We start from the raw sequence: 23,039 nt of genomic DNA, 5'->3' as shown, positions 1-23,039 counted from the left end.
CCGGAGCCCCGCCATGCGTCTCGACAAGACCCAGCTCATCGCCGCCGCCGCGGTCGTCGCCCTCGTGGCCGGCGGCGTGTGGGCGTGGCACACCTTCTCCGGCAGCAACGCCCTGCCCGAAGGCCTGATCCAGGCCAACGGCCGCATCGAGGGCGACCACACCACCGTCGCCAGCAAGCTCGCCGGCCGCATCGCCAAGCTGGAGGTGCGTGAAGGCGCCACCGTCACCGCCGGGCAGGTGCTGGCGCGGCTGGAAGACACCCAGCTCGCCGCCCGCCAGCAACAGGCCGACGCCGCCGTCGCCACCCTTGCCGCCCAGCTCCAGGCCGCCCGCAGCCAGCTCGACATCGCCCGCCGCGAAGTGCCGCTGGCCGAAGCCAGCGCCGACGCGGTGGTTGCCAAGGCCCGCGCCGCCGAAGCCCAGGCCGCCCGCGACGCGAAGCGCTTCGACGAGCTCGCCGCCCGGGGCACCGTCGAGCCGCGCCGGGCCGAGCAGACCCGCCTCGCCCTCACCGCCGCCAGCGCCGACCTGCGCCAGGCCGAACAGGCCGCCTCGTCGTCGCGCCTCGGCCGCGACAAGGTGCGCGCCCGCGAGAACGACATCGCCGCCCTCGAAGCCGGGCTTCGCCAAGCCCAGGCCGCATCGAAGGAAGTCGCCAGCCTGGTGGATGACCTGACCCTCCGCGCCCCGGCCGGCGGCGTGGTGCTGTCGCGCCTGCGCGACACCGGCGAGGTGGTCGCCGCCGGCGCGCCGATCTTCGACATCGTCGATCTCGACAAGCTCTACCTCAAGGTTTATGTGCCCGAAAAGCAGATCGGCCTCGTGCGCCTCGGCCTGCCGGCCCAGGTCTACACCGACGCCTACCCCGGCCAGACCTTCGCCGCCACCATCCGCTACGTGGCCAGCCAGGCCGAATTCACCCCGAAAGAAGTGCAGACCCCCGACGAGCGGGTGAAGCTCAGCTACGCGGTGCGCCTGTATCTCGACACCAACCCCGACCACCGCCTCACCCCCGGCGTGCCCGCCGACGCGGTGATCCGCTGGAAGGACGGCGTGCCCTGGCAGGCGCCCCGCTGGTAGCGCCGGAATCACCATGACCACCGAAACCGCCATCCGCGTCGACGGTTTCACCAAGCGCTACGGCAAGCGCCTGGCCGCCGACGGGCTCACCCTCGAGGTGAAGCGCGGCGAGATCTACGGGCTGGTGGGCGCCGACGGGGCCGGCAAGTCCAGCCTGATGAAAGCCATCGCCGGCGTGCTGTCCTTCGACGGCGGCACGGTGGAGGTCTTCGGCACCCGCATCGATTCGGCCCGCGCAGCCGAGCAGGTCAAGCAGCGCATCGGCTTTCTGCCCCAGGGGCTGGGGCTCAACCTGTACCCCGATCTGTCCATCGACGAGAACATCGACTTCTTCGGCCGCCTGCGTCTGGTGCCGGCCGACGTGCTCGCCGAGCGCAAGCGCGTGCTCCTCGGCATGACCCGCCTCGACGCCTTCCGCAACCGCCCGATGCGCCAGCTCTCCGGCGGCATGAAGCAGAAGCTGGGCCTCGTGTGCACGCTGATCCACGAGCCCGATCTGGTGATCCTCGACGAGCCCACCACCGGCGTCGATCCCGTCTCGCGGCGAGACTTCTGGGCCATCCTCGGCAGGCTGCTCGAAGAAAAGGGCGTCACCGCGCTGGTGTCCACCGCCTATCTCGACGAGGCCGACCGCTTCCATCGCGTGTCGCTGTTCCACGAAGGCAAGGTGATGGGCGAAGGCACGCCGGCCGAACTGGTCGCCGTCGTGCCCGGCACGCTCGCTCTCTTCCGCGCCGAACCCCAGGCCGACGCCCTGCCGCGCCTCAAGGCCCGCTTTCCCCAGACCGAGGCGATGGGCACCTGGCTGCGGGTGTTCGCCGAAGGGCTCGACGCCACCGCCGCCCGAGCCGAGATCGACGCCTGCCTCGACCAGCCCGCCCACCCTGTAGGTCGGACTTCAGTCCGACATTCGCTCTCCGATGCGCCGACTTGTCGGACTGAAGTCCGACCTACGGAAGCACCCCCCATCCGCCTCACCGACTGGTTCGCCCGCGAGCCCGAGCTGGAAGACGTCTTCGTCGCGATGCTGCGCCAGCGCGGCGCCAAACTCGAATCGGTCTTCCCCGAAGACGGCCTCACGCCCCACACCAGCAGCGCGCCGGCCATCGAGGCCCGCGAGCTGACCCGGGTCTTCGGCGACTTCCGCGCCGCCGACGCGGTGAGCTTCCGGGTGCCCCAGGGCGAGATCTTCGGCCTGCTGGGGGCCAACGGCGCCGGCAAGACAACGGTCATCAAGATGCTCACCGGCATCCTCAAGCCCTCGTCCGGCTTCGGGATGGTGGCGGGCGCCGACATGCGGACCGCCGGCTGGGCGATCAAGGAACGCATCGGCTACATGAGCCAGGCCTTCTCGCTCTATCACGACCTCTCGGTGGTGGAAAACATCCGCCTCTACGCCGGAATCTACGGCCTCGACGACAAGGCCGCCAGGGTGCGCACCGACTGGGTGATCGGCATGGCCGGCCTCGCCGGCTTCGAGAACGACGCCGCCGGGCGCCTGCCCATGGGCCTGCGCCAGCGCCTCGCGCTGGGCTGCGCGCTGGTCCATCAGCCCCAGGTGCTGTTTCTCGACGAACCCACCTCCGGCGTCGATCCCATCGGCCGGCGGGTGTTCTGGGACATCCTGTTCCACCTCTCGCGGCGTGAGGGCGTGGCGATCCTCGTCACCACCCACTACATGGGCGAGGCCGAGCACTGCGACCACCTGGCCCTGATGTTCGCCGGCAAGGTGGTGGCCGACGCCTCGCCGGAGCAGATGAAGCAGGCCGTCACCGCCGAGGCCGGGCAGCTCCTCGAGCTGCGCGTCGACCGCCCGGCGCCGGCCCAGGCGGCGCTGGTGGCCGCCGGCTTTGCCAGCGCCGTGCTCCACGGCCGGGCGGTGCATCTGCTGTCGAAGACCGCCGACGCGGATCTCGCGCGCCTGCCCGGCGTGCTTGACGCGGCCGGCGTGCAGCTGCAGTCGGTGCAGCCGCGCCCGCTGTCGATGGAGGACGTGTTCGTCCATCAGGTGAGCGCCCTCGAAGCCGCCCAGCGGGGCACGCCATGAACCTGAAACGGATCGTCGCGCTGGCCTGGAAGGAATGGCGGGAGATCGTCCGCGACCGGCTGTTCTTCGCACTGGCCTTCATCGTGCCCACCATGCTGATGCTGATCTTCGGCTTCGGCCTGACCCTCGACGTGGAGAACCTGCCCTTCGCGGTGGTGGACCACGACCGCACGCCCGCCAGCCGCGACTACGCCTACCGCTTCATCTCGTCGCGCTACTTCGATTTCAAGGGCTACGCCGACGACGAGCGGACCATCGACCGCCTGCTGGCCGACAACCAGGTGCGGGTGGCGCTGGTGATCCCGCCGCGCTTCGACGAGCGCCTCAGCCGGGGCGAGCCGGCGCCGGTGCAGGTCATCATCGACGGTACCTTCCCGATGCGCGCCCAGACCACCCAGGGCTACGTGGCCGCCATCAACGCCGCGGTGAGCGCCGAGAACATGGCCCAGGCGCTGTCCACCGCCCGCGGCGTGCCCCTGGCCGAGGCCCGCGCCCGCGTCCAGCCGGTGAAGCTGGAGGTGCGCTACCTCTACAACCAGAGCATCAAGAGCATCTGGTCGATGGCGCCCAAGCTCATCATGCTCATCATGATGCTGTCGCCGCCCTTCCTCACCGCGCTGGGCGTGGTGCGCGAGAAGGAATCCGGCTCCATCTTCAACATCTACTCGTCCACCGTGTCGCCGGGCGAGTTCCTGCTGGGCAAGCTGGCGCCCTACGTGCTGATCTCCGCGGCCAACTGGTTCATCCTGTGGATGCTGTGCCTCTCGGTGTATCAGGTGCCCTTCAAGGGCGACCCGCTGTTCTTCACCCTCGCCAGCCTGATCTACGTGGTGTGCACCACCGGCTTCGGGCTGGTGATCTCGATGCTGGTGCAGACGCAGGTGGCGGCGATGATCATCACCAGTGTGGTCACCATCATCCCGGCGGTGCTGTACTCGGGCCTGCTGCTGCCCCTGTCGTCGCTCTCGCCCGGCGCCTCGCTGATCGCCCACTCCCTGCCGCCGATGTACTACGGCCGCATCGTCACCGACTGCTTCCTGAAGGGCGCCGGCGCCGCCGAGCTGTGGCCCGACGCGCTGGTGCTCGCCGGCTACGCGGTGGGGCTGTTCGCCATCGGCTACCTGCTGTTTTCCAAGAGGCCGAAATCATGAAGGGCTTCTTCTCCATCGCCGGCTTGCGCCGCCTGCGGGTGATGACCTGGAAGGAGCTGCTGCAGCTCCTGCGCGACACCGCGCTGATGGTGTTCTTCCTCTACAGCTTCACCGGCGACATCTACGTGGCCGCCTCCGGCGTGTCGATGCAGCTGCGCAATGCCGCGCTGGCGGTGCTCGACAACGACCGCAGCTTCGCCTCGCGGGAGCTGGCCGGCCGTTTCCAGCCGCCTTATTTCAAGCACGCCGGCGAGGCCGCCAGCCCCGACGCCAGCCTCAAGCTGCTCGACCGGGGCGACGCGATGGCGGTGCTCGACATCCCGCCGCGCTTCGAGGAGCGCCTCACCCGCGGCGAACAGGTGCCGGTGCAGCTGCAGGTGGACACCACCAACTCGGTGCTGGGCTTCCTCGCCTCCAGCTACGCGGCGCAGATCGTCGGCCGCTACGCCGGCGAGGTGGCGATGCTGCGGGAAGGCCTTGCCGGCAGCGGCGGGCCGATGATCGAGGCCGAGACGCGCATCTGGTACAACCCCAACCAGTACGACCCGTGGTTCATGGGCATCTCGGAGCTCCTCACCGTCGTCACCCTGTTCTCGATCCTGCTGCCGGCGGCGGCGATGGTCCGCGAGAAGGAGCGCGGCACCATCGAGCAGCTGATGGTCACGCCCCTCACGCCCTTCCAGATCCTCTTCCCGAAGGTCATCGCGATGACGCTGGCCATCGTCGCCGGCACCGCCATCGCGCTGTTTGGCGTGCTCGGGCCGGTGTTCGACCTGCCCATGCGCGGCAGCCTGCCGGCCTTCTTCCTGATCACCGCGCTGTACGTCTTCACCACCGCCGGCCTGGGCCTGCTGGCGGCCACGGTGTCGCGCAACCTGGCCCAGGTGGGCATGCTGACCATCGTGATCCTGATGCCCATGCTGCTGCTCTCCGGCGCGTGGACACCGCTGGAGGCCATGCCCCCGTGGATGCGCCTCGCCGCCGGCTTCTCGCCGCTGCACTACTACCTGGATTCCGCCTACGGCATCCTCCTCAAGGGCGCGGGGATGGACCTGCTGTGGGATTCGGTGCTGGCGATGGGCGCCCTGGGCGTGACGATCTTCGGCGTCGGCATGGCGTGGTTCAACCGGCAGTTCGGCTGAGCGCCTGTCTTAAAAGGGCAACACTTCCTTTCGGGCGACACGATCGCTTGCACCCCCTGGCTGCGCGCCATTCCGCAGCGGGGTAAGCTCAGGACCAGATCAGAGGCGCACCGATGCGCCCGACCCGGCAGACGCAACCTGCCACGGAGGTCCCGATGTCACAAACGAAACTGCTTGCGCTTGGCGCCCTTGCCCTCATCACCGCCTGTGCGGCACCCCAGGTCCGGCTGAAACCGGAGGCCCGGGCCGAAATCGACACCCTCGACAGCGTCCTCATCGTTCCCCGCAGCACGCCCGGGGCCGACACCGGCCGTGCCGACCCGATCCTCGACACCCTGCGTGACTACGATCTGCGCGCTGCGCTGCGGGAGGCCTGGCGCGCCGAATCCGGCCGCAGCAGCGCGATCCGCTTCGTGCCGAAGCTCCGGGTGGAGCGCATTTCCCCCGGCGACCCGGCCGGTGCGGCGCAGATGCGCACCCTCTTCGACAACGCGCGGGGCTCGGCGGTGATGTTCGCCAACATCGACTACCGCCTGCGCGACAGCGCGCTGGTGGTGTCCGCCCAGGTCGAGATCTACCCGCGCGCGCCCGCCCTGCTGCGCTTCCGGCACGCCCCCGACGGCAGCGAGCCCCTCGACGGGGGCAGCGTGATCTATCGCCAGCGCTTCGAGGAAAGACAGGCGCCAGTCACCCCCGCCAGCGCCCGCGGACAGCTCGACGACGCCGTGCAAGGCGTCGTCCGCCAGATCATCGCCAGCCTCAACGAGGCGCCCTGAGCGCCTGCGGATCAGGCCCCGATCAGGGTGGCCAGCGGCGCGAGGTGGGTCTCGTCGATGGGTTCGAAACGCTTGAAGTGCAGGTCGTCGAGCACCCGAAGGCCGGCCGGGTCCTGGTGCATGGCGCACAGGATGCGCTGGATCGCCTCGCGCTTGTCGGCCCACTCCGGCGCCACCATGAAGCAGTGGAAGGCGGCGCCGTCGCGGCTCTCGCCCACCACCTGAAGCTGGTCGCGGGTGGCGGCGCTCATCCCGCTCCAGGTTTCGTTGAACACGAAGCCCAGATCGGCCTCGCCCTGCAGCACCGCCTTGGCGGCGTTGAGGTGGTTGCCGACGAAACGGAAATCCGCCCCGGCCACGTCGAGGCCTTCGCGGCGCAGGACCTGCAGGCCCAGGTCGTGGATGACGAGCTTGTCGGTGGCGCTGGCGATGCGCGGCGCGTCGGGCACGGCGGCGCCCGCCCGGGTGACCACGATGGTCTCGTCATTCACCCCGGCCGGCCGGGCCACCGGCACGAAGCCCTTGTCCCGGGCGTAGCACAGGGCGCTGAAGGGGTTGGCGTACACCACGTGGAAGCTGTTCTCGAGCACCGCCTGGCGCTCGACCAGGAAGTTGTCCTGGGGCTCGAAGTGGATGCCGATGCCCAGGTTGCGCTGGAGATAGGTGTTGAGGGTGAACCAGCCGAGCAGGTTCTTGGCCGTGTCGTGGGGACACACGCTGAGCTTGAATTGGCTTGCCATGGGCTTATCCCGCGATCCGGCAAGGCAAGGAAGTACGGATCGACGCACGCGTCGACGACATCTGCTGGGGCATGGCAGTAACCTCTGTCGGGTTGTCTGTTTGACTTCAGCCCGCCGCCGCACCTACATGCTGCAAGGCGGCGAACTTGAAGTTCATGATCCTAGCAAATGTCTTTTGCAAAAACTCACAAACCTGTCACGTTTTTGGCATGAAAAATGACGTCACAGCCAATCCACCAGGGATACGCCCAGACCGAAGGTGGTCTGGCGGTGGTTGTAGTCGATCAGGGTTTCGCCGTAACCGGTGAAGAGCTGCAGATAGCCCTTCAGGTTGCGATGGATCGGGATGCTCCAGTCAAACTGGGCCGCCCCGCGGGATTTTTCACCGGACAGCAGGGTGCTGCGCAGGGTCAGGCCGAAGCCGTGCTCGCCCGCCTGCCACATGGCCTGGATGTCGCCGTGGCCCATGTATGAGGTGATGTCCGGGTTGTCGTCCTTGGTGGTCTTCTCCGGAAGGCGCAGCCACGGGCGGACCACCAGCGCGAAGTCGCCGCGCTCGATGCCGATCTGGCCGACGATCCGGTTCCAGCTGCGCGACAACGGCTGGCTGCGGCCGTTGGACTGGTGGTTGAGCCCCAGGGACATCATCTTCACCTTGAAGCCGGCGCCGGCATCCAGGTTGGTGCGGAACACCGCCATCAGCTCGGGTTCGTAGTCGGTCTCGCGGAAGGGCGACGAGAAACGCTTGTTGTACACCTGCCAGTTGGACTGCTGGGTGTAGCCCATCCACAGGTCGCCGTGACGGCCGAACAGGCCTTCCCACAGCTTGGTCTTGAAGCTGATCTGGTACTTGGCCTCGGCCGGGTCCACGTTGTTCGGCGTCGTCACCACGTTGAGCGGGTTGGGCGAGGTCGGCAGGGTGTTGGGCGAGTTGCTCCAGCGGGCCAGCAGCAGGTAGGTGGGCTTGTACGGGCGGATCAGGAAGGTGCCCTTCTTGTCCTCGGCGTCCAGCTCCCAGCGGGCCGAAAACGGCGAGTCGTCATAAGCCACCGGCGCCGGCGCCTCCTGGTGGGGACGGCCCACGGCCTCGTCGTAGCAGGCCAGGCGCTCGGTGTTGTCGGCCACCTTGGCGCAGCTGGCCGGATCGGCGGCCAGTGCGACGCCGCCGGCGCCCATCAGCAGCCCGACGATGGCCAGTCGTTGCCTTGCATTCATGCGTTCATCTCCGATTGTCTTGAAGGTGTTCAGCCGGCCCGGCGCGAGGCCAGAAACTCCCCGAGGATACGCCCGGTGTGCGACCGCGCGATTTCCACCACCGCCTCCGGCGGCCCTTCGGCAACGATCTCGCCGCCGCCCTCGCCGCCTTCCGGGCCCAGGTCGATGATCCAGTCCGCCTCGGCCATCAGGTCGAGGTCGTGCTCGATGACCAGCACCGTGTGGCCGGCATCCGCCAGCCGGTGGAGCACGTGGATCAGTTTTTCCACGTCGGCCATGTGCAAGCCGACGGTGGGCTCGTCGAGCACGTATAACGTGTGCTTTTCGGGCGGCAGCGGGCGGCCGGGGCCGGTGGCGGATTCGCCCGCCCGGCCGCGCACCTTGGCGAGCTCCGACACCAGCTTGATCCGCTGGGCCTCGCCGCCCGATAGCGTCGGGCTCGGCTGGCCGAGGGTGAGGTAGCCGAGGCCCACGTCCTGCAGCAGCCTGAGCGGATGGGCGATGGACGGATGGGCGGCGAAGAACTCCACCGCGTCTTCCACCGCCATGTTCAGCATCTCGGCGACGCTCTTGCCCTTCCATTGCACGGTGAGCGTCTCGGGGTTGAAGCGGGCGCCACCGCAGGCCTCGCAGGGCAGCTTCACGTCGGGCAGGAAGTTCATCTCGATGGTGATGCGGCCCTGGCCTTCGCACACTGGGCAGCGCCCGGCGCCGGTGTTGAAGGAGAAGCGCGAGGCGTTCCAGCCGCGCATCTTGGCTTCCGTCGTTTCGGCGAAGAGCTTGCGGATGGCGTCCCAGAAGCCGATGTAGGTGGCCGGGCAGGAGCGCGGCGTCTTGCCGATCGGGGTCTGGTCTACTTCGAGAACACGGCCGATCTGCGCCATGCCGTCCACCGACGCGCAGCCCACCGGGCCTTGCGCCACCAGGCTGGCGTGGAGCACGTCGCGGGCGAAGGTGGACTTGCCCGAGCCGGACACGCCGGTGACCACCGTCAGCCGGGCCAGCGGCACGCGGGCCGAGACGTGCTTGAGGTTGTGGAGGGTGGCGCCGGCCACCACCAGCGCCGGGTGGTCGTCTGCCACATCGCGGCGCGGGGCCAGCGGATGCACCAGCGGATGGGCAAAGCAGCGGCCGGTGGCGGATTCCGGCGCGGCCATCAGCTCGGGCAGCCTGCCTTCGGCGACGATGCGCCCGCCGCGCACACCGGCGCCGGGGCCCAGGTCGATCACGTGGTCGGCGCGGCGGATGGTGTCCTCGTCGTGCTCCACCACCAGCAGGGTGTTGCCGCGGCCGCGGAGTTTTTCGAGCGTATCCAGCAGCAGCCGGTTGTCCCGCGGGTGCAGGCCGATGGTCGGCTCGTCGAGGATGTAGCACACGCCGGTGAGGTTGGAGCCGAGCTGGGCCGCCAGCCGGATGCGCTGGGCCTCGCCGCCGGAGAGCGTGGGCGCGGCCCGGTCCAACGCCAGATAGCCGAGGCCCACCTGCTGCAGAAAGTCCAGCCGGCCGCGGATCTCGGTGATCAGGTCGCGGCCGATGTCGGCCTCGCGGCGTTCCAGCTGCAGCCCCTCGAAGAAGCCCGACACCTTGCCCACCGCCAGCGACGCCAGCTCATGCAGACCCAGGTCGCGGAAACGCACCGCCCGCGCCACCGGGTTGAGGCGCGCGCCGTGGCAGCTGGGGCAGGCTTCGTCGGATTCGTGCTCCAGCTCGCCCAGATCCAGGTCGTCCGGATTCTCGACCTTGCCGGCGATCTTCACGCCGGTGCCGTAGCAATCGGGGCACCAGCCGTGCTTGGCGTTGTAGGAGAACAGGCGCGGATCGGGCTCGGGGAAGCTGGTGCCGCAATCCGGGCAGGCGCGCAGCGTGGACAGCGTGGTGAGCGCCGCGCCGGGCACCGCCAGGGGCAGCACCTTCAGCACGCCCTTGCCGTGGTCGAGCGCGGCCTGCACGTATTCGCGCAGCAAGGCTTCGGTCTCGACGCCAACCTTGACCATGCCCACCGGCAGCTCGATGTTGTGCTCCTTGTAGCGGTCGAGGCGCGGCCATTTTTTGGTGGGCAGGTAGTCGCCATCCACGCGCAGCTGCTCGAAGCCTTTGCCGCGGGCCCACTTGGCGAGGTCGGTGTACAAACCCTTGCGGTTGATGATGAGCGGCGCCAGCAGCTCGACCGACTCGCCGGCGTGGTCGCGCAGGATCTGGGCGACGATGGCCTCGAAGCTCTGGGGCGTCACCGGCACGTCGCAATCGGGGCAGTACTGGGTGCCCAGCTTCACGTACAGCAGGCGCAGGAAGGGCTGGATCTCGGTGAGCGTGCCCACCGTGCTCTTTCGTCCGCCGCGGCTCACCCGCTGCTCGATGGCGACGGTGGGCGGGATGCCGAAGATCGCATCCACATCCGGCCGCGCCGAGGGCTGGGCAAACTGCCGGGCGTAGGCGTTGAGGGATTCCAGATAGCGCCGCTGGCCCTCGCCGAACACGATGTCGAAGGCCAGCGTGGATTTGCCCGAGCCCGAAAGCCCGGTGATCACCGTGAACTGATCGCGCGGGATGTCGAGGCTGACGTTCTTCAGGTTATGGTGGCGGGCGTGGCGGATCGTGATGGCGTTGTCGGGCACCGCGCGGTAGCGGGCCGGCGGCTCGGCCACCACCGGCGCGGCCTGCAGGCGGGCGAGCTGGTCGGCGTAGTCGGCCAGTGCCTTGCCGGTGTGGGACGCCGGCGTGGCGATCACCTGGGCCGGCGTGCCTTCGGCGACGATCAACCCGCCGCCCGCGCCGCCTTCGGGGCCGAGGTCCACCAGCCAGTCGGCGGCGGCGATCACGTCCAGGTTGTGCTCGATGACCACCAACGAGTGGCCGGCATCGATCAGTTTTTCGAATGCCGACAACAACCGGGCCACGTCCTCAAAATGCAGGCCAGTGGTGGGCTCATCGAACAGAAAAAGCAGGCCTGGATCGGCGGAATCTATCGATTTTTTCGATCGTTTTGCCGCCAGTTGGGCCGCTTCGGCCAGATAGCCGGCGAGCTTGAGGCGCTGGGCCTCGCCGCCCGAGAGCGTGGGCACCGGCTGGCCGAGGCGCAGGTATTCGAGGCCCACGTCGGCCAGGGGCGCCAGGGCGGCGAGCACGGCTTTCTGGTCGGCAAAGAAGGCCAGGGCCTCGGAGACGGTCATCTCCAGCACGTCGGCCACGGATTTGCCGCGCCATTCCAGGGCCAGTATCTCGGGCCGGTAGCGCTTGCCGTCGCAGTCGGGGCAGCGGAGATACACGTCGGACAGGAACTGCATCTCCACGTGCTCGAAGCCCGAGCCGGTACACGTCGGGCAGCGCCCGGTGCCGGAGTTGAAACTGAAGGTGCCCGGCGTGTAGCCGCGGTCCTTGGCCTCCTGCAGGTTGGCGAAGAGCTTGCGGATGGCGTCCCAGGCGCCCACGTAGCTCACCGGGTTGGAGCGGGCGCTCTTGCCGATGGGCGACTGGTCGACCATCACCACGCCCTTCAGCTGATCCACGCCCACCAGGCCATCAAAGGCGCCGGGCGGCTCGGACGGCTGGCCGAAGTGCTTGGCCAGCGCCGGGAACAGCACGTCCTGGATCAAGGTGGATTTGCCCGATCCGGACACGCCGGTGATGCCCACCAGCCGCTGCAGCGGGATCGCCAGATCGACGCCCTGCAGGTTGTGCTGGCGCGCGCCGGTGAGGGTGAGGCGCGGCGCATCCCCAGCCACCGGGCGCGGCTGGCGACGCGTGTCGACGCGCTTGCGGCCGGAAAGGTAGGCGCCGGTGAGGGACGTCGGGTCGTTGGCAATCTGGGTGGGCGGGCCGTAGGCGACGATCTCGCCGCCCCGCTCGCCGGGGCCGGGGCCGATGTCGAGCAGGCGGTCGGCGGCGAGCATCAGCTGCGGGTCGTGCTCCACCACCACCAGCGAGTTACCGGCGTCGCGCAGGCGCTCCATCACCCCGAGGATGCGCCCGATGTCCCGCGGATGCAGACCGATGGACGGCTCGTCGAGCACGAACAGGGTATTCACCAGCGAGGTGCCCAGCGCCGTGGTGAGGTTGATCCGCTGCACCTCGCCGCCCGACAGGGTGCGCGACTGGCGGTCCAGCGTCAGGTAGCCGAGGCCCACGTCCTGCAGGTAGCGCAGGCGGCCCTTGATCTCGTCCACCAGCAGCTCGGTGGCTTCGTCGAGTGGCGCCGGGAGATCCAGCGCCGCGACGAAGGTGGTCACGTCGTCGATGGGCAGCGCGAGCAGCTCGCTGATGGCGAGCTGGGGGAATGGAGCATGGGAAGTGGGGAGTGGGCCTTGCCCGGCGCTGGTGCGCTGGCGATCGGCAGGGGCCTCCTCACTCCTTACTCCTCTCTCCTCACGGCGCCACAGGCGCCATAGCAGCGCCTCCGGCTTGAGCCGCGCGCCGTGGCAGGCGGGGCATTCGGTGTAGCTGCGGTAGCGCGACAGCAGCACCCGGATGTGCATCTTGTAGGCCTTGGTCTCGAGCCAGTCGAAGAAGTGGCGCACGCCGTACCAGTAGCGCGGCCAGCTGGAATCCCAGTTCTTCCACTTCTCGTCGCCTTCAAGCACCCAGCGGCGGTGATCCTCGGGCAGGTCGCGGAAGGGAATGTCCATCGCCACACCGTACTTCTTCGCCATCTTCGCCAGGTCGTCCTGGCATTCCTTGAAGCTGGGGCTCTGCCAGGGCTTCACGGCGCCTTCGGCGAGGGTCTTGGATTCGTCCGGGATCACCAGCCCGAAATCCACGCCGATCACCCGGCCAAAGCCGCGGCAGGTGTCGCAGGCGCCAATGGGCGAGTTGAACGAGAACAGGCTGGGCGTCGGGTCCGGATAGGAAATGTCGCAGTCGGCGCAGTGCAGGCCGCTGCTGTACTTCCAGCGGGTTTCGGCTTCGCCATCGACGGCATGCACCGTGAGCTTGCCGTGACCGGCGCGCAGGCCGATCTCCAGCGCTTCCATCACCCGGGCGTGCTCGGCGTTGCCGAGGCGGAAGCGGTCCTGCACCACATGCAGCACCTCGCCGTCGCGGGCGTGGATGCGGGTGTAGCCCTGGCGGGCGAGGAGCTCGGCGACCTCGTCCTCGCCGAAGTTGGCCGGCACGGTGACGGGAAAGCTCACCACCAGCCGCGGGTCGCCCGCCGCAGCGGCGCGGGCGGCGATGTCGGCAAAGATCGTCGCCGGCGTATCCCGCGTCACCGGCTTGCCGCAACCGCAGCAGTGCAGGCGCGCGGCGCGGGCGTAGAGCAACTTGAAGTGGTCAGCCAGCTCGGTCATCGTCCCGACCGTCGAGCGCGAGGTGCGCACCGGGTTGGTCTGGTCGATGGCGATGGCTGGCGGCACGCCGTCGATGCGGTCCACCTGGGGCTTGTCCATCCGGTCGAGGAACTGCCGGGCGTAGGGCGAGAAGGTCTCGACGTAGCGGCGCTGGCCCTCGGCGTAGAGGGTGTCGAACACCAGCGAGCTCTTGCCCGAGCCGGACACGCCCGTCACCACCACGAGTTCGTGGTGGGGGATGTCGAGGGACAGGTTCTTGAGGTTGTTCTGGCGCGCGCCGCGGATGCGGATGACGCTATCGGTGGCGGGCGCGGCGTGGTCGCCGGAGCAGGCGGGATCGGAGCACATGGGGGGAGCAGTCTGAGGAAGCGGCGAACGCGATTGTAGCGTCCGACACCACTGCGCCCGCGTGGTTCAGGTGCCGAGGAGCTTGTCGGTGGCGGCCTGATCCACCAGCGAGACGTCGCGGAACAGCCGGGTATCGGGGGATTCGGTCTGCTGGGCCAGGGCCCGGGCGGTGATCGCCATCACCGCATCGTGGTCGCCGTCGGAGATCAGCACCACCTGGCCAGCCGGCGCCACATGGGCCACATAGCCGCGCATCACCTTGCCGTTGGGCAGCCCCACCGCCACGTTGTCGCCCACCCGCAGCCCAGCCCATTCGGGCGGCAGCGACAGCTCGCCAGCCACGTACTGCTTGTGCTTGAGGGTGAGCAGGCCCTGGCTGCCCTCGGGCTTCTTGAGGGTGGGCGGCGAGGTTGTCCGGCGCAGGGTGGGCACCGGCGGCGTGCGGCCGGCGAGCAGGCTGGCGTGCAGCGCCTGCACCGACGACAGGGCCGAACCGGCCTGCTTGGCGGGCAGGGCGATCCAGGCGAGCCCCTCGTCCAGATCATGGATCAGCGCCGGGAACTCACCGAGCATCTTGCGGCGCAGGGCCTCGTCGGCCGGCGGATTGACACACGCCAGCAGGCGGTTGGCGATGAGCAGGCGGCTTGCCCACTGGGGGCTGTCGGGGCCGTAGCGGTAGACCACCTTGGCCAGCACGTGCACCCAGTAGCGTTCGAGGAAGTTGCGGGCGACGCTGGCCGGCTCCTGCCCCACCAGCAGGTAGATGGCTCGGCTGGCCTGGTGCAGGGCCACCTCCCGGCGCTCCATGTTCACCGCGGTGTCGATGTGCTGGGCGGCGCGGGTGATGGCGCTCTTCTGACGGGTGGTCAGGAGGGTTTCGAGCACCCCGAGGGCGAGTTCGAAATCCCGCCGGGTCGGCCGGGGCAGACGCCCGAGGGAACGCACCATCGACGCCAGCCCGCGGCACACGGGCAGCTCCGGCGTGCAGTCGGGCGGCAGCGTGCGACCCAGATTGGCGATGCGATCCACCAGCTGGAAGGCCGGGTGACGTTCGATGGAAAGCAGCTTCTGGCTACGCAGGGCAAGGCGCAGCAGCGGCACCCGCAGGCCGACCAGGAGAGTCCGGATCGTCTGGGGCAGATCGGGGTCGGTCTCGGCCCGGTTGCAGACCGTCTCCACCACCTCCACGGCCACCGCCTGGACAGGGCTGAGGAGCGCGCCCAGCTCGCTGGCGCCCAGCGCGGCCGGCACGCCTCCGAACTTCTGGCGCTCCACCAGCCACGCCTCGATGCGCTCCACCAGCGCCGACGCCAGCCCCGGGTCGACGCCGCCGGTCTGCGCCGGCGCGGCCTCGTGCTGGGCCATGGACGCCAGGCGCAGCGCATCCACCGGATCGATGGGCAGGCTGGCGCGGGCCGCCGGCGTGTCGGTCCACTCCTCCTCTTCGTCGGCGCCGTGGCGGATCGCTGCGAAGAGCCCTCGGGTCACCTGCCCCCGGACAGCCAGCGCCTCGTCGGCCAGCTCATGCTCCATCTCCCGATAGAAGCGGGACAGGCGGTCGCCGATCGGCTGCTCCAGGCGCTGCAGCAACTGGAGCGCCTGGGACGGGCTGAGCTTCTCGACCTCCTTGAGCACACGCAGGGCGCGGCACACGGTGGCGGTGCCGAGGGGCGATTCCTCATGGAGCTCGATGCCGCCATCCACCAGTTGCAGGCGCAGACGCAGATGGAGGGTTGCCAGTTCACGGCCGCAGAATTCCTGCAGCCGGCGGTCGAGATTGATCAGGCCGATGGAGTAATCGGATTCGTCGGAGCGGACCAGATTGATCGGTCGCGCACCCTCGGCCGGCTTGGGCGCCCGGCGCCCGCCGACCAGTTCGTCAAAGCAGGCGCCCGCCGCTGCCGACAGCACATCCTGCCACGTCCGGTGCCGGATCACCTCGCCAGCGCCTTCGAGAAGGGCTTTCAGGAAACCTTCGCGGGCGCGCGCGAGCAGGAGCGCAGCCTGCTCGGCAGCCTGGATGCTCGCGCGGGGTCGATGAGGCATGGACAGTCGGAAAGGGTTTTTCAGACACAGAGTTATACACAGGCACCGCCCTGCTTCACTGTGACGGAAGCCCGATCCGCGCAGATTTTCGGAGCACCCGCCAGCCGATGATCAACGCGAAACCCGCCGCGAGGCTCCATTTCACCGCCGAACAGCACGCCGACAGGGGAATCGCCAGGCTCTCCACACCAAACGGCCCACCAAGCAGATGGACCTGAAACAGGTTCTCCGCCAGATCGAAGACCGCCGACAGCGGCAGCATCCAGGCCGTCCGACGGGCGGCGGGCGAGTCCGGGTCGCCGAACAGGCCGGCGCGGGTCGCCAGCACGTAACCGAAGGCGGCGTAGATGAACAGGTGCGCGAAATCCCACGGCAGATGGGCCCGATAGCTGCGCAGCCCGGCCTCGCCCCACTGGTCGAGCACCGCCCAGTATCGATCAGATTGAAAACTGAGCTGCAGAACGAAAATATTCGGCCGTAATTGGTAGAGCAAGCCGCCAATGTGAGCCTGTGACACGACGTAAACCAGGGTCGCGATGGCGGCCGCGGGTAAGGACGTGCGAGTCATGCCGGGCTCCTCGAAAGTCGGTGATGGGGCGGCCGGTCCGTGATGCACGGCACACCACAAACCATCAAAAAACTAAAAAACCGCGAATGTGAAATATTTGAAACAACAAAAATATCGTTTTTGATAAAATTTAGACAATCCAACGCAGGCCACCCGTCATGAACACAGCTACGGCAACTCGCCCCCTCACTCACGCAGAGCTGAACGAAACCCTGTCTGCGGTGCGAATTCCGCCCTGCCCCAGCATCGTTGCTGAAGTGTTGAGGGAAGCCCAGCGGGACGAACCGTCGATGAAGGTGCTGAGCCGCATCGTCGCTTCAGATGTCAGCATGTCGGCCGCCGCCGTCAAGCTGGCCAATTCGCCGATGTTCTCGCCGGGCTCCCGGGTGCGCAGTGTCCAGCAGGCGGTCAATCGCCTGGGCATCAACCACATCCTGAGTGTGGTCGTGGCCGTCGCGCTGCGCAACACCTCCAGCCACCTGCCGGCCGACGTGATGGAACGCTTCTGGTCGCGGGCCTCGACCCTGGCCCTCGCCGCCGGCGTGCTGGCCCGCGGACACGTGGGCATCTCGCCCGACGCGGCCTACACCTTTGCGCTGTTCCAGGACGCCGCGGTGCCGGTGCTGATGACCACCTTCCCCGACTACGCCGCGCTCTACACCGGCGCGGCGGACCACGGCTACAGCCTGGTCCAGCTGGAGCAGGAACATTTCCGCTGCGACCACGCCGTGGCCGGCTGGCTGCTGGCGCGCAGCTGGGGGCTGTCCGACCGGATCGCCAACGCCATCCGCTACCACCACGACCCCGAAGCCTACATCCTGCCCGAGAAGGAGCTGCCGTCCGACGCCCTGGCGCTGATCGCGGTGAGCGTCATCGCCGAGCACGTCCTGGGCGACTACACCCATGACGCCCATGCCGTGGGCGACCGATCCTTCGAGAACGCCAAGACCTTCCTGGGCGTCTCCGATGCCGAAGTGGACGAACTGCATGACACCATCGCCGCCGCGCTGATCTGACCCGGCCTGACGGGCCCCGGCCCCAAAGACAAAACCCGCCTTCCGGCGGGTTTTGTTTATGTGCGAACAGACTGACGCGACGCCTTACTCGGCAGCGGCGGCCTTCTTGCGGGTGGCCGGCTTCTTGGCGGCAGGCGTCTTCGGTTCCTTCTTCTCGAACTCGAAGCCCACCTTTCCGTCGTCGCCACGCACCAGGAAAGCCGAGAACTTGCGCTTGGTGCGGCTCGAGACGAAACCCTTCAGCAGCTCAGTGCGGCCGGTGTCGAGGAGCTTGTGCATCTGCTCCCGCTCGATGGGCTGCTGCAGGATGATCTTGCCGGAACGGAAATCGCAGGATTTCTCGGGCCCCACGGATTTCTCGCAGACGTAGGCCATGCCGTGCTCGAACACCCGGGCCGAGCACTTGGGGCAGGCGCCCAGGGTTTCCTGGTCGGAGAAATCCACCGGCTCGGCGGTTTCGTCTTCCTTTGGCTGGCCGAAGTCGAACTCGGGCTGCTTGTCGTCGTTGAGACGGATCTCGGCATTGAACAGCCGGCCCATCTTGTTGCGGAAGCCCATCAGCGGGCCGACGCGGCCGGTGGCCAGCAGCGCCTCGATCTCGGGGATCTCGAACTGGCGGCCGGCGACGATCTTCCAGGCATTCCAGTCGCAGCTCTGGCAGGCGAACTTCTTGTAGTTCTCCTTCACCACGCCGCCGCAGCGGGGGCAAGGCGTGGCCAGGGTGACGAAGTCGCCCGGCACGGTGTCGGATTCGTAGCGCTTGGCACGCTCGACGATGTCCCGGGTCATGGCCTGGATGTGGTCCATGAACTCGGCCCGCGACAGCGCGCCCCGCTCCATCTGGGCCAGCTTGTGCTCCCATTCGCCGGTGAGTTCGGGCGAGGTGAGCTCGTTGGTGCCGAGGCCGCGCAGCAGGGTGATCAGCGAGAAGGCCTTGGCGGTCGGGATCAGCTCCTTGCCGTCGCGCAGGATGTAGGTCTCACCGATCAGGTTTTCGATGATCTGGGCGCGGGTTGCCGGGGTGCCGAGGCCGCGACCGGCCATGGCGGCGCGCAGCTCCTCGTCATCGACCATCTTGCCGGCGCCTTCCATCGCGGAGAGCAGCGTGGCTTCGTTGAAGCGTGCGGGCGGCTTGGTGACCAGCGCCTTGACGAGGATCTCGTCGGTGGAAACCTTCTCGCCGGGCTCGACGGCCACCAGCTGGGGCGCACCGCCTTCGTCCTCGCTCACCGCGGCGGCCTTACCATACACGGCCAGCCAGCCCGGATTGACCAGCACCTTGCCCTCGGTCTTGAAGGCTTCGCCCTCGACACGGGTGATACGGGTGGTGATGCGGTACTCGGCCGCCGGGTAGAACACCGACAGGAAGCGTCGGGTGACCAGATCGTAGATCTTGGCTTCGGCCTCCGACAGGCTCTTGGGCGCGGTGCCCGTGGGCACGATCGCAAAGTGGTCGGAGATCTTGGCGTTGTTGAAGATGCGCTTGTTGGGCTTGACCCAACCCTGCTTGACGATCTGGTTGGCGAAGGGCGCGTAAGCGTCCGGCAGGCCGGCAAGGATGCCCGGCACCTGGCCCACGTAGTCCTCAGGCAGCGCACGGGCGTCGGTACGCGGGTAGGTCAGCACCTTGTGCTTCTCGTACAGGGCCTGGGCCAGCTGCAGCGTGGTGCGGGCCGAGAAGCCGAAGCGGCCGTTGGCCTCGCGCTGAAGGGAGGTCAGATCGAACAGCAGCGGCGAGAGCTGGGTGGACGGCTTGGATTCTTCCTCCACCGTGCCGGTCTTGCCTTCGCACTTGGCCTTGATGGCCTCGGCGCGGGCTTTTTCCCACAGGCGGAAGGCGGTGGCGTGCTCGGCAAGCGGCGCGCCATCCTCGGGCTTCCTGAAACCTTCGTCGAACCAGCGGCCTACGTAGGCGCCGGCCTGGCAGCCGAAGCTGGCTTCCAGCTCCCAGTAGTCGGTGGGCTTGAAGGCGCGGATCTTTTCCTCGCGCTCGACGACGATCGCCAGCGTGGGGGTCTGGACCCGACCGACCGTGGTCAGGTGGAAACCGCCGGTCTTGGAGTTGAAGGCGGTCATCGCCCGGGTGCCGTTGATGCCGATCAGCCAGTCGCTCTCGGCGCGGCACACCGCAGCCTGGCGGAGGCCTTCGACATCCGCCGCGGCACGCAGCTGCGCAAAGCCGTCGCGGATCGCCCCGGCCGTCATGGATTGCAGCCACAGGCGCTGCACCGGCTTGGTGGAGCCGGAGTGCTGCACGATGAAGCTGAAGATCAGTTCCCCCTCGCGGCCCGCGTCACAGGCGTTGATGAGGCCGGTGACATCCTTGCGCTTGATGAGGCGGGTGAGGAGCTTGAGGCGGTCCTCGGTCTTCTCGATCGGATTGAGCGCGAAGTGGGGCGGGATGACCGGCAGGTGGGCGAATGACCACTTGCCCCGCTTGACCTCGAATTCGGCCGGCACCGTGAGTTCGAGCAGATGGCCGACGGCCGACGAGAGCACGTAGTGCTCCGACTCGAAGAAATCTTTTTCTTTGGTGAAGCCGCCGATGGCGCGGGCGATGTCCGCCGCAACCGAGGGTTTTTCCGCAATGATCAGCTGCTTGCTCATGCCTGTGGGTGCGCCCGACTCAGGTTGTTGGGGGAGCGGCGCATCATACGGAAGCCTGCGCCGGGCTTGCAAGCAGCCCGAAAATCAGTGCAAGGCGTATGAGACCGGCTCGTCGTCTTCGTCCGACTCGTTGAGCAGCTCGTCGAGGATCAACCCGTTGATCGGGCGATCCTGCTGCCACAACACCATCAGGACGATGACCTTGAGGTTTTCCAGTTCGATTTCGGATTCGCCGAGGGCCAGGGCCCGCTCGACGATCATCTCGCGGCATTCGGCGTCGAGGATACCGGCATTTTCAAGAAACTGCAGGAAGCCGCGGCATTCGACGCCCAGACGGACGAGTTCGTCGTCGGCATAGACGCGCAGCGAACCGGGCCGGGCGACCTGAGCCGGACGCTCGCCGTCGGACAGCTGGCGCAGGCCGGAGAGCCAGTCGAGGGCTTCGGAGATTTCTTCTTCCTCGAAGCCGGCAGCCGTCAGCTTGCGAGCCAGTTGCGCGGGTTCGGGGCACGCGTCGGCGTGAACGTAGTTCTCGAAGAGATACACGAGGATGTCGAACATGGCGCGGGGCCTGGGGCCGGTCATTTTTAGAGACGCTGGAAACGACCTCCGGGCAGGCGGGAAACGCGCCCTTCGAGTTCCAGCGTAAGCAGAATGGCGTAGAGCGCTTCCGGCGTCAAGCTGGTGCGCTGCACCAACGTGTCCATGTCCACAGGGTCATGCCCGAGGGATGCAATGACCGGGGCATTTTCGTCGTCATCCGGCCCCATCGTGGGCGCCGCTGGCGCTGCAGTGCGGCATGTGTCGAGGCGCAGCTCTTCGAGGATGTCCTCGGCCGATTCGACCAGCTTCGCGCCGTCGCGGATCAGCTGATGGCAGCCTCGGGCCACCGGCGAATGGATCGAGCCGGGAATCGCGAAGACCTCGCGGCCGCAGTCGATGGCGAGTCTGGCGGTGATCAGCGAGCCGCTCTTCAGGGCCGCCTCGACCACCAGCACGCCCTTCGCGAGCCCGGCGATCAGCCGGTTGCGACGGGGAAAGTTGTGGGCCAGCGGCGCGGTGCCGAGGGGGTATTCGCTGACGATGGCGCCGGCTTCGGCGATGCGTCGGGCGAGGGCTGCGTTGCGCGCCGGGTAGATGCGGTCGGCGCCGGTGCCGATCACCGCCACGGTGCTGCCCGGCCCGGCCAGCCCGCCCCGGTGGGCAGCGGCGTCGATCCCCAGCGCGAGCCCGCTGACGATGCCCAGCCCACCCTGGGACAGCACCGTGGCGAAGGCTTCGGCGTTGGCCTCGCCCTGGGGCGTGGCGCTGCGGGCGCCGACGACGGCGATGGACTGGCGCGACAGGAGCGCCGGATCGCCCTTCACGTAGAGCAGCACCGGCGGATCGGGGATTTCGAGCAGCGCCGCGGGATAGAGCGGATCGCCGAGGGTGACGACGCTGTTGCCTGGCTCGTCGGCCCAGGCCAGCGCCCCATCGACGGCCGCCGCGGTGTCGTGTTCGAGCACGGTGCGGGCGATCGGCGAGCCGACCACGGCGGCCAGCGCCGAATGCCCGGCGGCGTAGATGTTTTCAGGCAGGCCGAAGGCGGCGAGCAGTTGCCGCTGACTCCCGGCGCCGACACCCGGCGTAAGGGTCAGCCTCAGCCACGCGGCGAGGGGATGAGGATTCGACAAGTTGGAACGGAATCAGGGTGTCGCGACGAAACCGCCGCGAGCGGGGCCGACATCGCCACCGGCAGACGCACCGGCGCGGCGGGATCGGCCCGCGCGGGATTGAATCAGCGCGTCAGGGCTTGCGGACGCTGTCAGCCACGGCCACCGGGCCGTCGTTGTCCATCACGAGGGCGTAGGCGATGCGGTCGAACACCCGGAACACGAACACCAGCCCGTAGCGCTGCTCGGGCAGCTTGAACTGCTGGGGCCGGCCGACGTTGTCTTCCCGGTAGAGGGTTTCGCCGCGGTTGCGGTGGAGGGACAGCACGTGGCCGATCTCGATGCCCTCGCGCTTGCCAAGGCTGATCGACACCACGTTGTAGCGGCCGGCTTCGGCCACGCCGTTGTAGATCGACACCACCCGGCCGTTCATCGCGGTGGCGGGCGCATGGGGCACGTAGCTCAGGAGCTCGGGACGGCCGGCGGGCAGCAGGCGGTCGCCCTTGCCGATCTCCATCTTGGCGGCGGTGATGGTCAGACTGGCGGGCACCGGCAGGCGGGCCTTGTCGCTATCGCCGGACGCTGCATCGGGCGAGGGGAGGCCCGCTTCGGCGGTCACCCGGGCACGGCCAAGGTAGGTGGCTTCGTAACCGAGGATCTCGCCGGTCACCGGTTCGACCAGCGGCTTGGCCTTGCGATAGACGTTCCAGTCGTAGATGCCGGGCAGCACGCGGGTGGCGAAGATCGTGTCGCCGGCGCCGGTGAAGACACGGCCTTCCTGGGTCGCCACGATGATGCCGGCGTCGGTGTCCTGCTGGTCATTGACCACCAGCGGCTCGGACAGGAAGGGCTGGATGGCGCGCACCGGGATGCTCTGGATCGCGCTCTTGGCGGGCTCGGAGTAGACCTGCGGGAAGCGTTTTTCGTAGAGGGCGCGGTCGCCCGGCAAGGCACCGCCGATACGCTTGCCGATCTTGAGTGCGGGCGTCGCTCCGCTGCGGTCGAGGACGACGATCTGGCCCGGATAGATGAGGTGCGGGTTGTGGATTTCCTCGCGGTTCAGGCGCCAGACTTCGGGCCAGCGCCAGGGTTCCTTCAGGAACTTGCCGGAGATGCCCCACAGGGTATCGCCGGGCACCACCACGTGGCTGTCAGGCGCGTCGTCGGCCAGGCGGATCGGGCCGGTGGCACCGACACCCGCCGGAACCAGGGCAGCGACGCCGATGAGGAGGGCAGATATAATGCTGCGAATCATTCGTTTTCCACTCGCTTTCGGCGGATTGCTTTGCCGCGACATAACCGGCCGCTCTGGCGGTTGCCTCAGGCGGTTATTTTGGCGGTCGAGTTGGCGGAGCCGGGTGCGTG

General features: G+C 68.3%; 15 protein-coding genes. 6 read left to right on the top strand and 9 right to left on the bottom strand.

Features of this window, described 5'->3' with window-relative positions:
- Positions 1-13: 13 nt before the first annotated feature.
- The 5 genes from GH681_RS20205 (at position 14) to GH681_RS20185 (ending at position 6,197) form a co-directional block, all read left to right on the top strand.
- Positions 14-1,081: an HlyD family secretion protein gene (locus GH681_RS20205; protein WP_153163354.1), complete on the top strand. Its 1,068-nt coding sequence runs from the start codon at positions 14-16 to the stop codon at positions 1,079-1,081.
- Between the two features lie 13 nt (positions 1,082-1,094).
- A complete protein-coding gene (locus GH681_RS20200) occupies positions 1,095-3,128 on the top strand; it encodes an ATP-binding cassette domain-containing protein (RefSeq protein ID WP_153163353.1) in 2,034 nt (677 codons plus the stop codon).
- Positions 3,125-4,279 carry an ABC transporter permease gene (locus GH681_RS20195; protein WP_153163352.1) on the top strand — a complete coding sequence of 385 codons (1,155 nt, stop codon included), beginning with the start codon at positions 3,125-3,127 and terminating at the stop codon, positions 4,277-4,279. The genes GH681_RS20200 and GH681_RS20195 overlap by 4 nt, the downstream gene beginning before the upstream one ends.
- The gene (locus tag GH681_RS20190; RefSeq protein ID WP_153163351.1) at positions 4,276-5,421 is read left to right on the top strand and encodes an ABC transporter permease; all 1,146 of its coding nucleotides are present in this window, start codon (positions 4,276-4,278) and stop codon (positions 5,419-5,421) included. The genes GH681_RS20195 and GH681_RS20190 overlap by 4 nt, the downstream gene beginning before the upstream one ends.
- Positions 5,422-5,576: 155 nt before the next feature.
- Positions 5,577-6,197, top strand: coding sequence for a hypothetical protein (locus GH681_RS20185; RefSeq protein WP_153163350.1), 621 nt, complete (start codon positions 5,577-5,579; stop codon positions 6,195-6,197).
- Between the two features lie 11 nt (positions 6,198-6,208).
- Here the strand turns inward: GH681_RS20185 and GH681_RS20180 are convergent, their stop codons facing one another.
- From GH681_RS20180 to GH681_RS20160, 5 genes are all read right to left on the bottom strand, one after another.
- Entirely contained in the window at positions 6,209-6,937 is a 729-nt protein-coding gene (locus GH681_RS20180; RefSeq protein WP_153163349.1) for a PhnD/SsuA/transferrin family substrate-binding protein, read from the bottom strand.
- 222 nt (positions 6,938-7,159) lie between these two features.
- Positions 7,160-8,152 carry a phospholipase A gene (locus GH681_RS20175; RefSeq protein WP_153163348.1) on the bottom strand — a complete coding sequence of 331 codons (993 nt, stop codon included), beginning with the start codon at positions 8,150-8,152 and terminating at the stop codon, positions 7,160-7,162.
- A gap of 29 nt (positions 8,153-8,181) precedes the next feature.
- The gene (gene uvrA / locus GH681_RS20170) at positions 8,182-13,782 is read right to left on the bottom strand and encodes an excinuclease ABC subunit UvrA (protein ID WP_153163347.1); all 5,601 of its coding nucleotides are present in this window, start codon (positions 13,780-13,782) and stop codon (positions 8,182-8,184) included.
- Between the two features lie 66 nt (positions 13,783-13,848).
- The gene (locus tag GH681_RS20165; RefSeq protein ID WP_153163346.1) at positions 13,849-15,828 is read right to left on the bottom strand and encodes a DUF1631 family protein; all 1,980 of its coding nucleotides are present in this window, start codon (positions 15,826-15,828) and stop codon (positions 13,849-13,851) included.
- 55 nt (positions 15,829-15,883) lie between these two features.
- Positions 15,884-16,396, bottom strand: coding sequence for a hypothetical protein (locus GH681_RS20160; protein ID WP_153163345.1), 513 nt, complete (start codon positions 16,394-16,396; stop codon positions 15,884-15,886).
- Positions 16,397-16,554: 158 nt separating this feature from the next.
- Between GH681_RS20160 and GH681_RS20155 the strand changes: the two genes are divergently transcribed.
- Entirely contained in the window at positions 16,555-17,412 is an 858-nt protein-coding gene (locus tag GH681_RS20155; RefSeq protein WP_153163344.1) for an HDOD domain-containing protein, read from the top strand.
- An 84-nt stretch (positions 17,413-17,496) separates the two neighbouring features.
- Here GH681_RS20155 and GH681_RS20150 read toward each other — a convergent pair whose 3' ends face one another.
- The 4 genes from GH681_RS20150 to GH681_RS20135 all read right to left on the bottom strand — a co-directional run bounded on the left by GH681_RS20150 (position 17,497) and on the right by GH681_RS20135 (position 22,929).
- Positions 17,497-20,019, bottom strand: coding sequence for a DNA topoisomerase III (locus tag GH681_RS20150; RefSeq protein WP_153163343.1), 2,523 nt, complete (start codon positions 20,017-20,019; stop codon positions 17,497-17,499).
- Positions 20,020-20,103: 84 nt separating this feature from the next.
- Positions 20,104-20,580, bottom strand: coding sequence for a DUF494 family protein (locus tag GH681_RS20145; RefSeq protein ID WP_153163342.1), 477 nt, complete (start codon positions 20,578-20,580; stop codon positions 20,104-20,106).
- Between the two features lie 26 nt (positions 20,581-20,606).
- Positions 20,607-21,695 (bottom strand): DNA-processing protein DprA, encoded by a 1,089-nt coding sequence (gene dprA, locus GH681_RS20140; RefSeq protein WP_153163341.1) that lies wholly within the window; start codon positions 21,693-21,695, stop codon positions 20,607-20,609.
- 112 nt (positions 21,696-21,807) lie between these two features.
- Positions 21,808-22,929 carry a LysM peptidoglycan-binding domain-containing protein gene (locus GH681_RS20135; RefSeq protein ID WP_153163340.1) on the bottom strand — a complete coding sequence of 374 codons (1,122 nt, stop codon included), beginning with the start codon at positions 22,927-22,929 and terminating at the stop codon, positions 21,808-21,810.
- Between the last annotated feature and the right edge of the window lie 110 nt (positions 22,930-23,039).

This window comes from Zoogloea sp. 1C4 (assembly GCF_009469605.1).
GTDB classification, from domain to species: domain Bacteria; phylum Pseudomonadota; class Gammaproteobacteria; order Burkholderiales; family Rhodocyclaceae; genus Zoogloea; species Zoogloea oryzae.
The sequence above is the reverse complement of the archived record's forward strand: the minus strand, read 5'-3'. Positions and strand labels throughout refer to the sequence as shown.

Bases quoted from the DNA above. Each gene is read 5' to 3' on its own strand.
- GH681_RS20160 (WP_153163345.1), bottom strand. From the start codon at position 16,396: ATGACTCGCACGTCCTTACCCGCGGCCGCCATCGCGACCCTGGTTTAC.
- GH681_RS20165 (WP_153163346.1), bottom strand. From the start codon at position 15,828: ATGCCTCATCGACCCCGCGCGAGCATCCAGGCTGCCGAGCAGGCTGCG.
- GH681_RS20175 (WP_153163348.1), bottom strand. From the start codon at position 8,152: ATGAATGCAAGGCAACGACTGGCCATCGTCGGGCTGCTGATGGGCGCC.
- GH681_RS20185 (WP_153163350.1), top strand. From the start codon at position 5,577: ATGTCACAAACGAAACTGCTTGCGCTTGGCGCCCTTGCCCTCATCACC.
- uvrA (WP_153163347.1), bottom strand. From the start codon at position 13,782: ATGTGCTCCGATCCCGCCTGCTCCGGCGACCACGCCGCGCCCGCCACC.
- GH681_RS20155 (WP_153163344.1), top strand. From the start codon at position 16,555: ATGAACACAGCTACGGCAACTCGCCCCCTCACTCACGCAGAGCTGAAC.
- GH681_RS20145 (WP_153163342.1), bottom strand. From the start codon at position 20,580: ATGTTCGACATCCTCGTGTATCTCTTCGAGAACTACGTTCACGCCGAC.
- GH681_RS20180 (WP_153163349.1), bottom strand. From the start codon at position 6,937: ATGGCAAGCCAATTCAAGCTCAGCGTGTGTCCCCACGACACGGCCAAG.
- GH681_RS20205 (WP_153163354.1), top strand. From the start codon at position 14: ATGCGTCTCGACAAGACCCAGCTCATCGCCGCCGCCGCGGTCGTCGCC.
- GH681_RS20195 (WP_153163352.1), top strand. From the start codon at position 3,125: ATGAACCTGAAACGGATCGTCGCGCTGGCCTGGAAGGAATGGCGGGAG.
- GH681_RS20190 (WP_153163351.1), top strand. From the start codon at position 4,276: ATGAAGGGCTTCTTCTCCATCGCCGGCTTGCGCCGCCTGCGGGTGATG.
- GH681_RS20150 (WP_153163343.1), bottom strand. From the start codon at position 20,019: ATGAGCAAGCAGCTGATCATTGCGGAAAAACCCTCGGTTGCGGCGGAC.
- GH681_RS20200 (WP_153163353.1), top strand. From the start codon at position 1,095: ATGACCACCGAAACCGCCATCCGCGTCGACGGTTTCACCAAGCGCTAC.
- GH681_RS20135 (WP_153163340.1), bottom strand. From the start codon at position 22,929: ATGATTCGCAGCATTATATCTGCCCTCCTCATCGGCGTCGCTGCCCTG.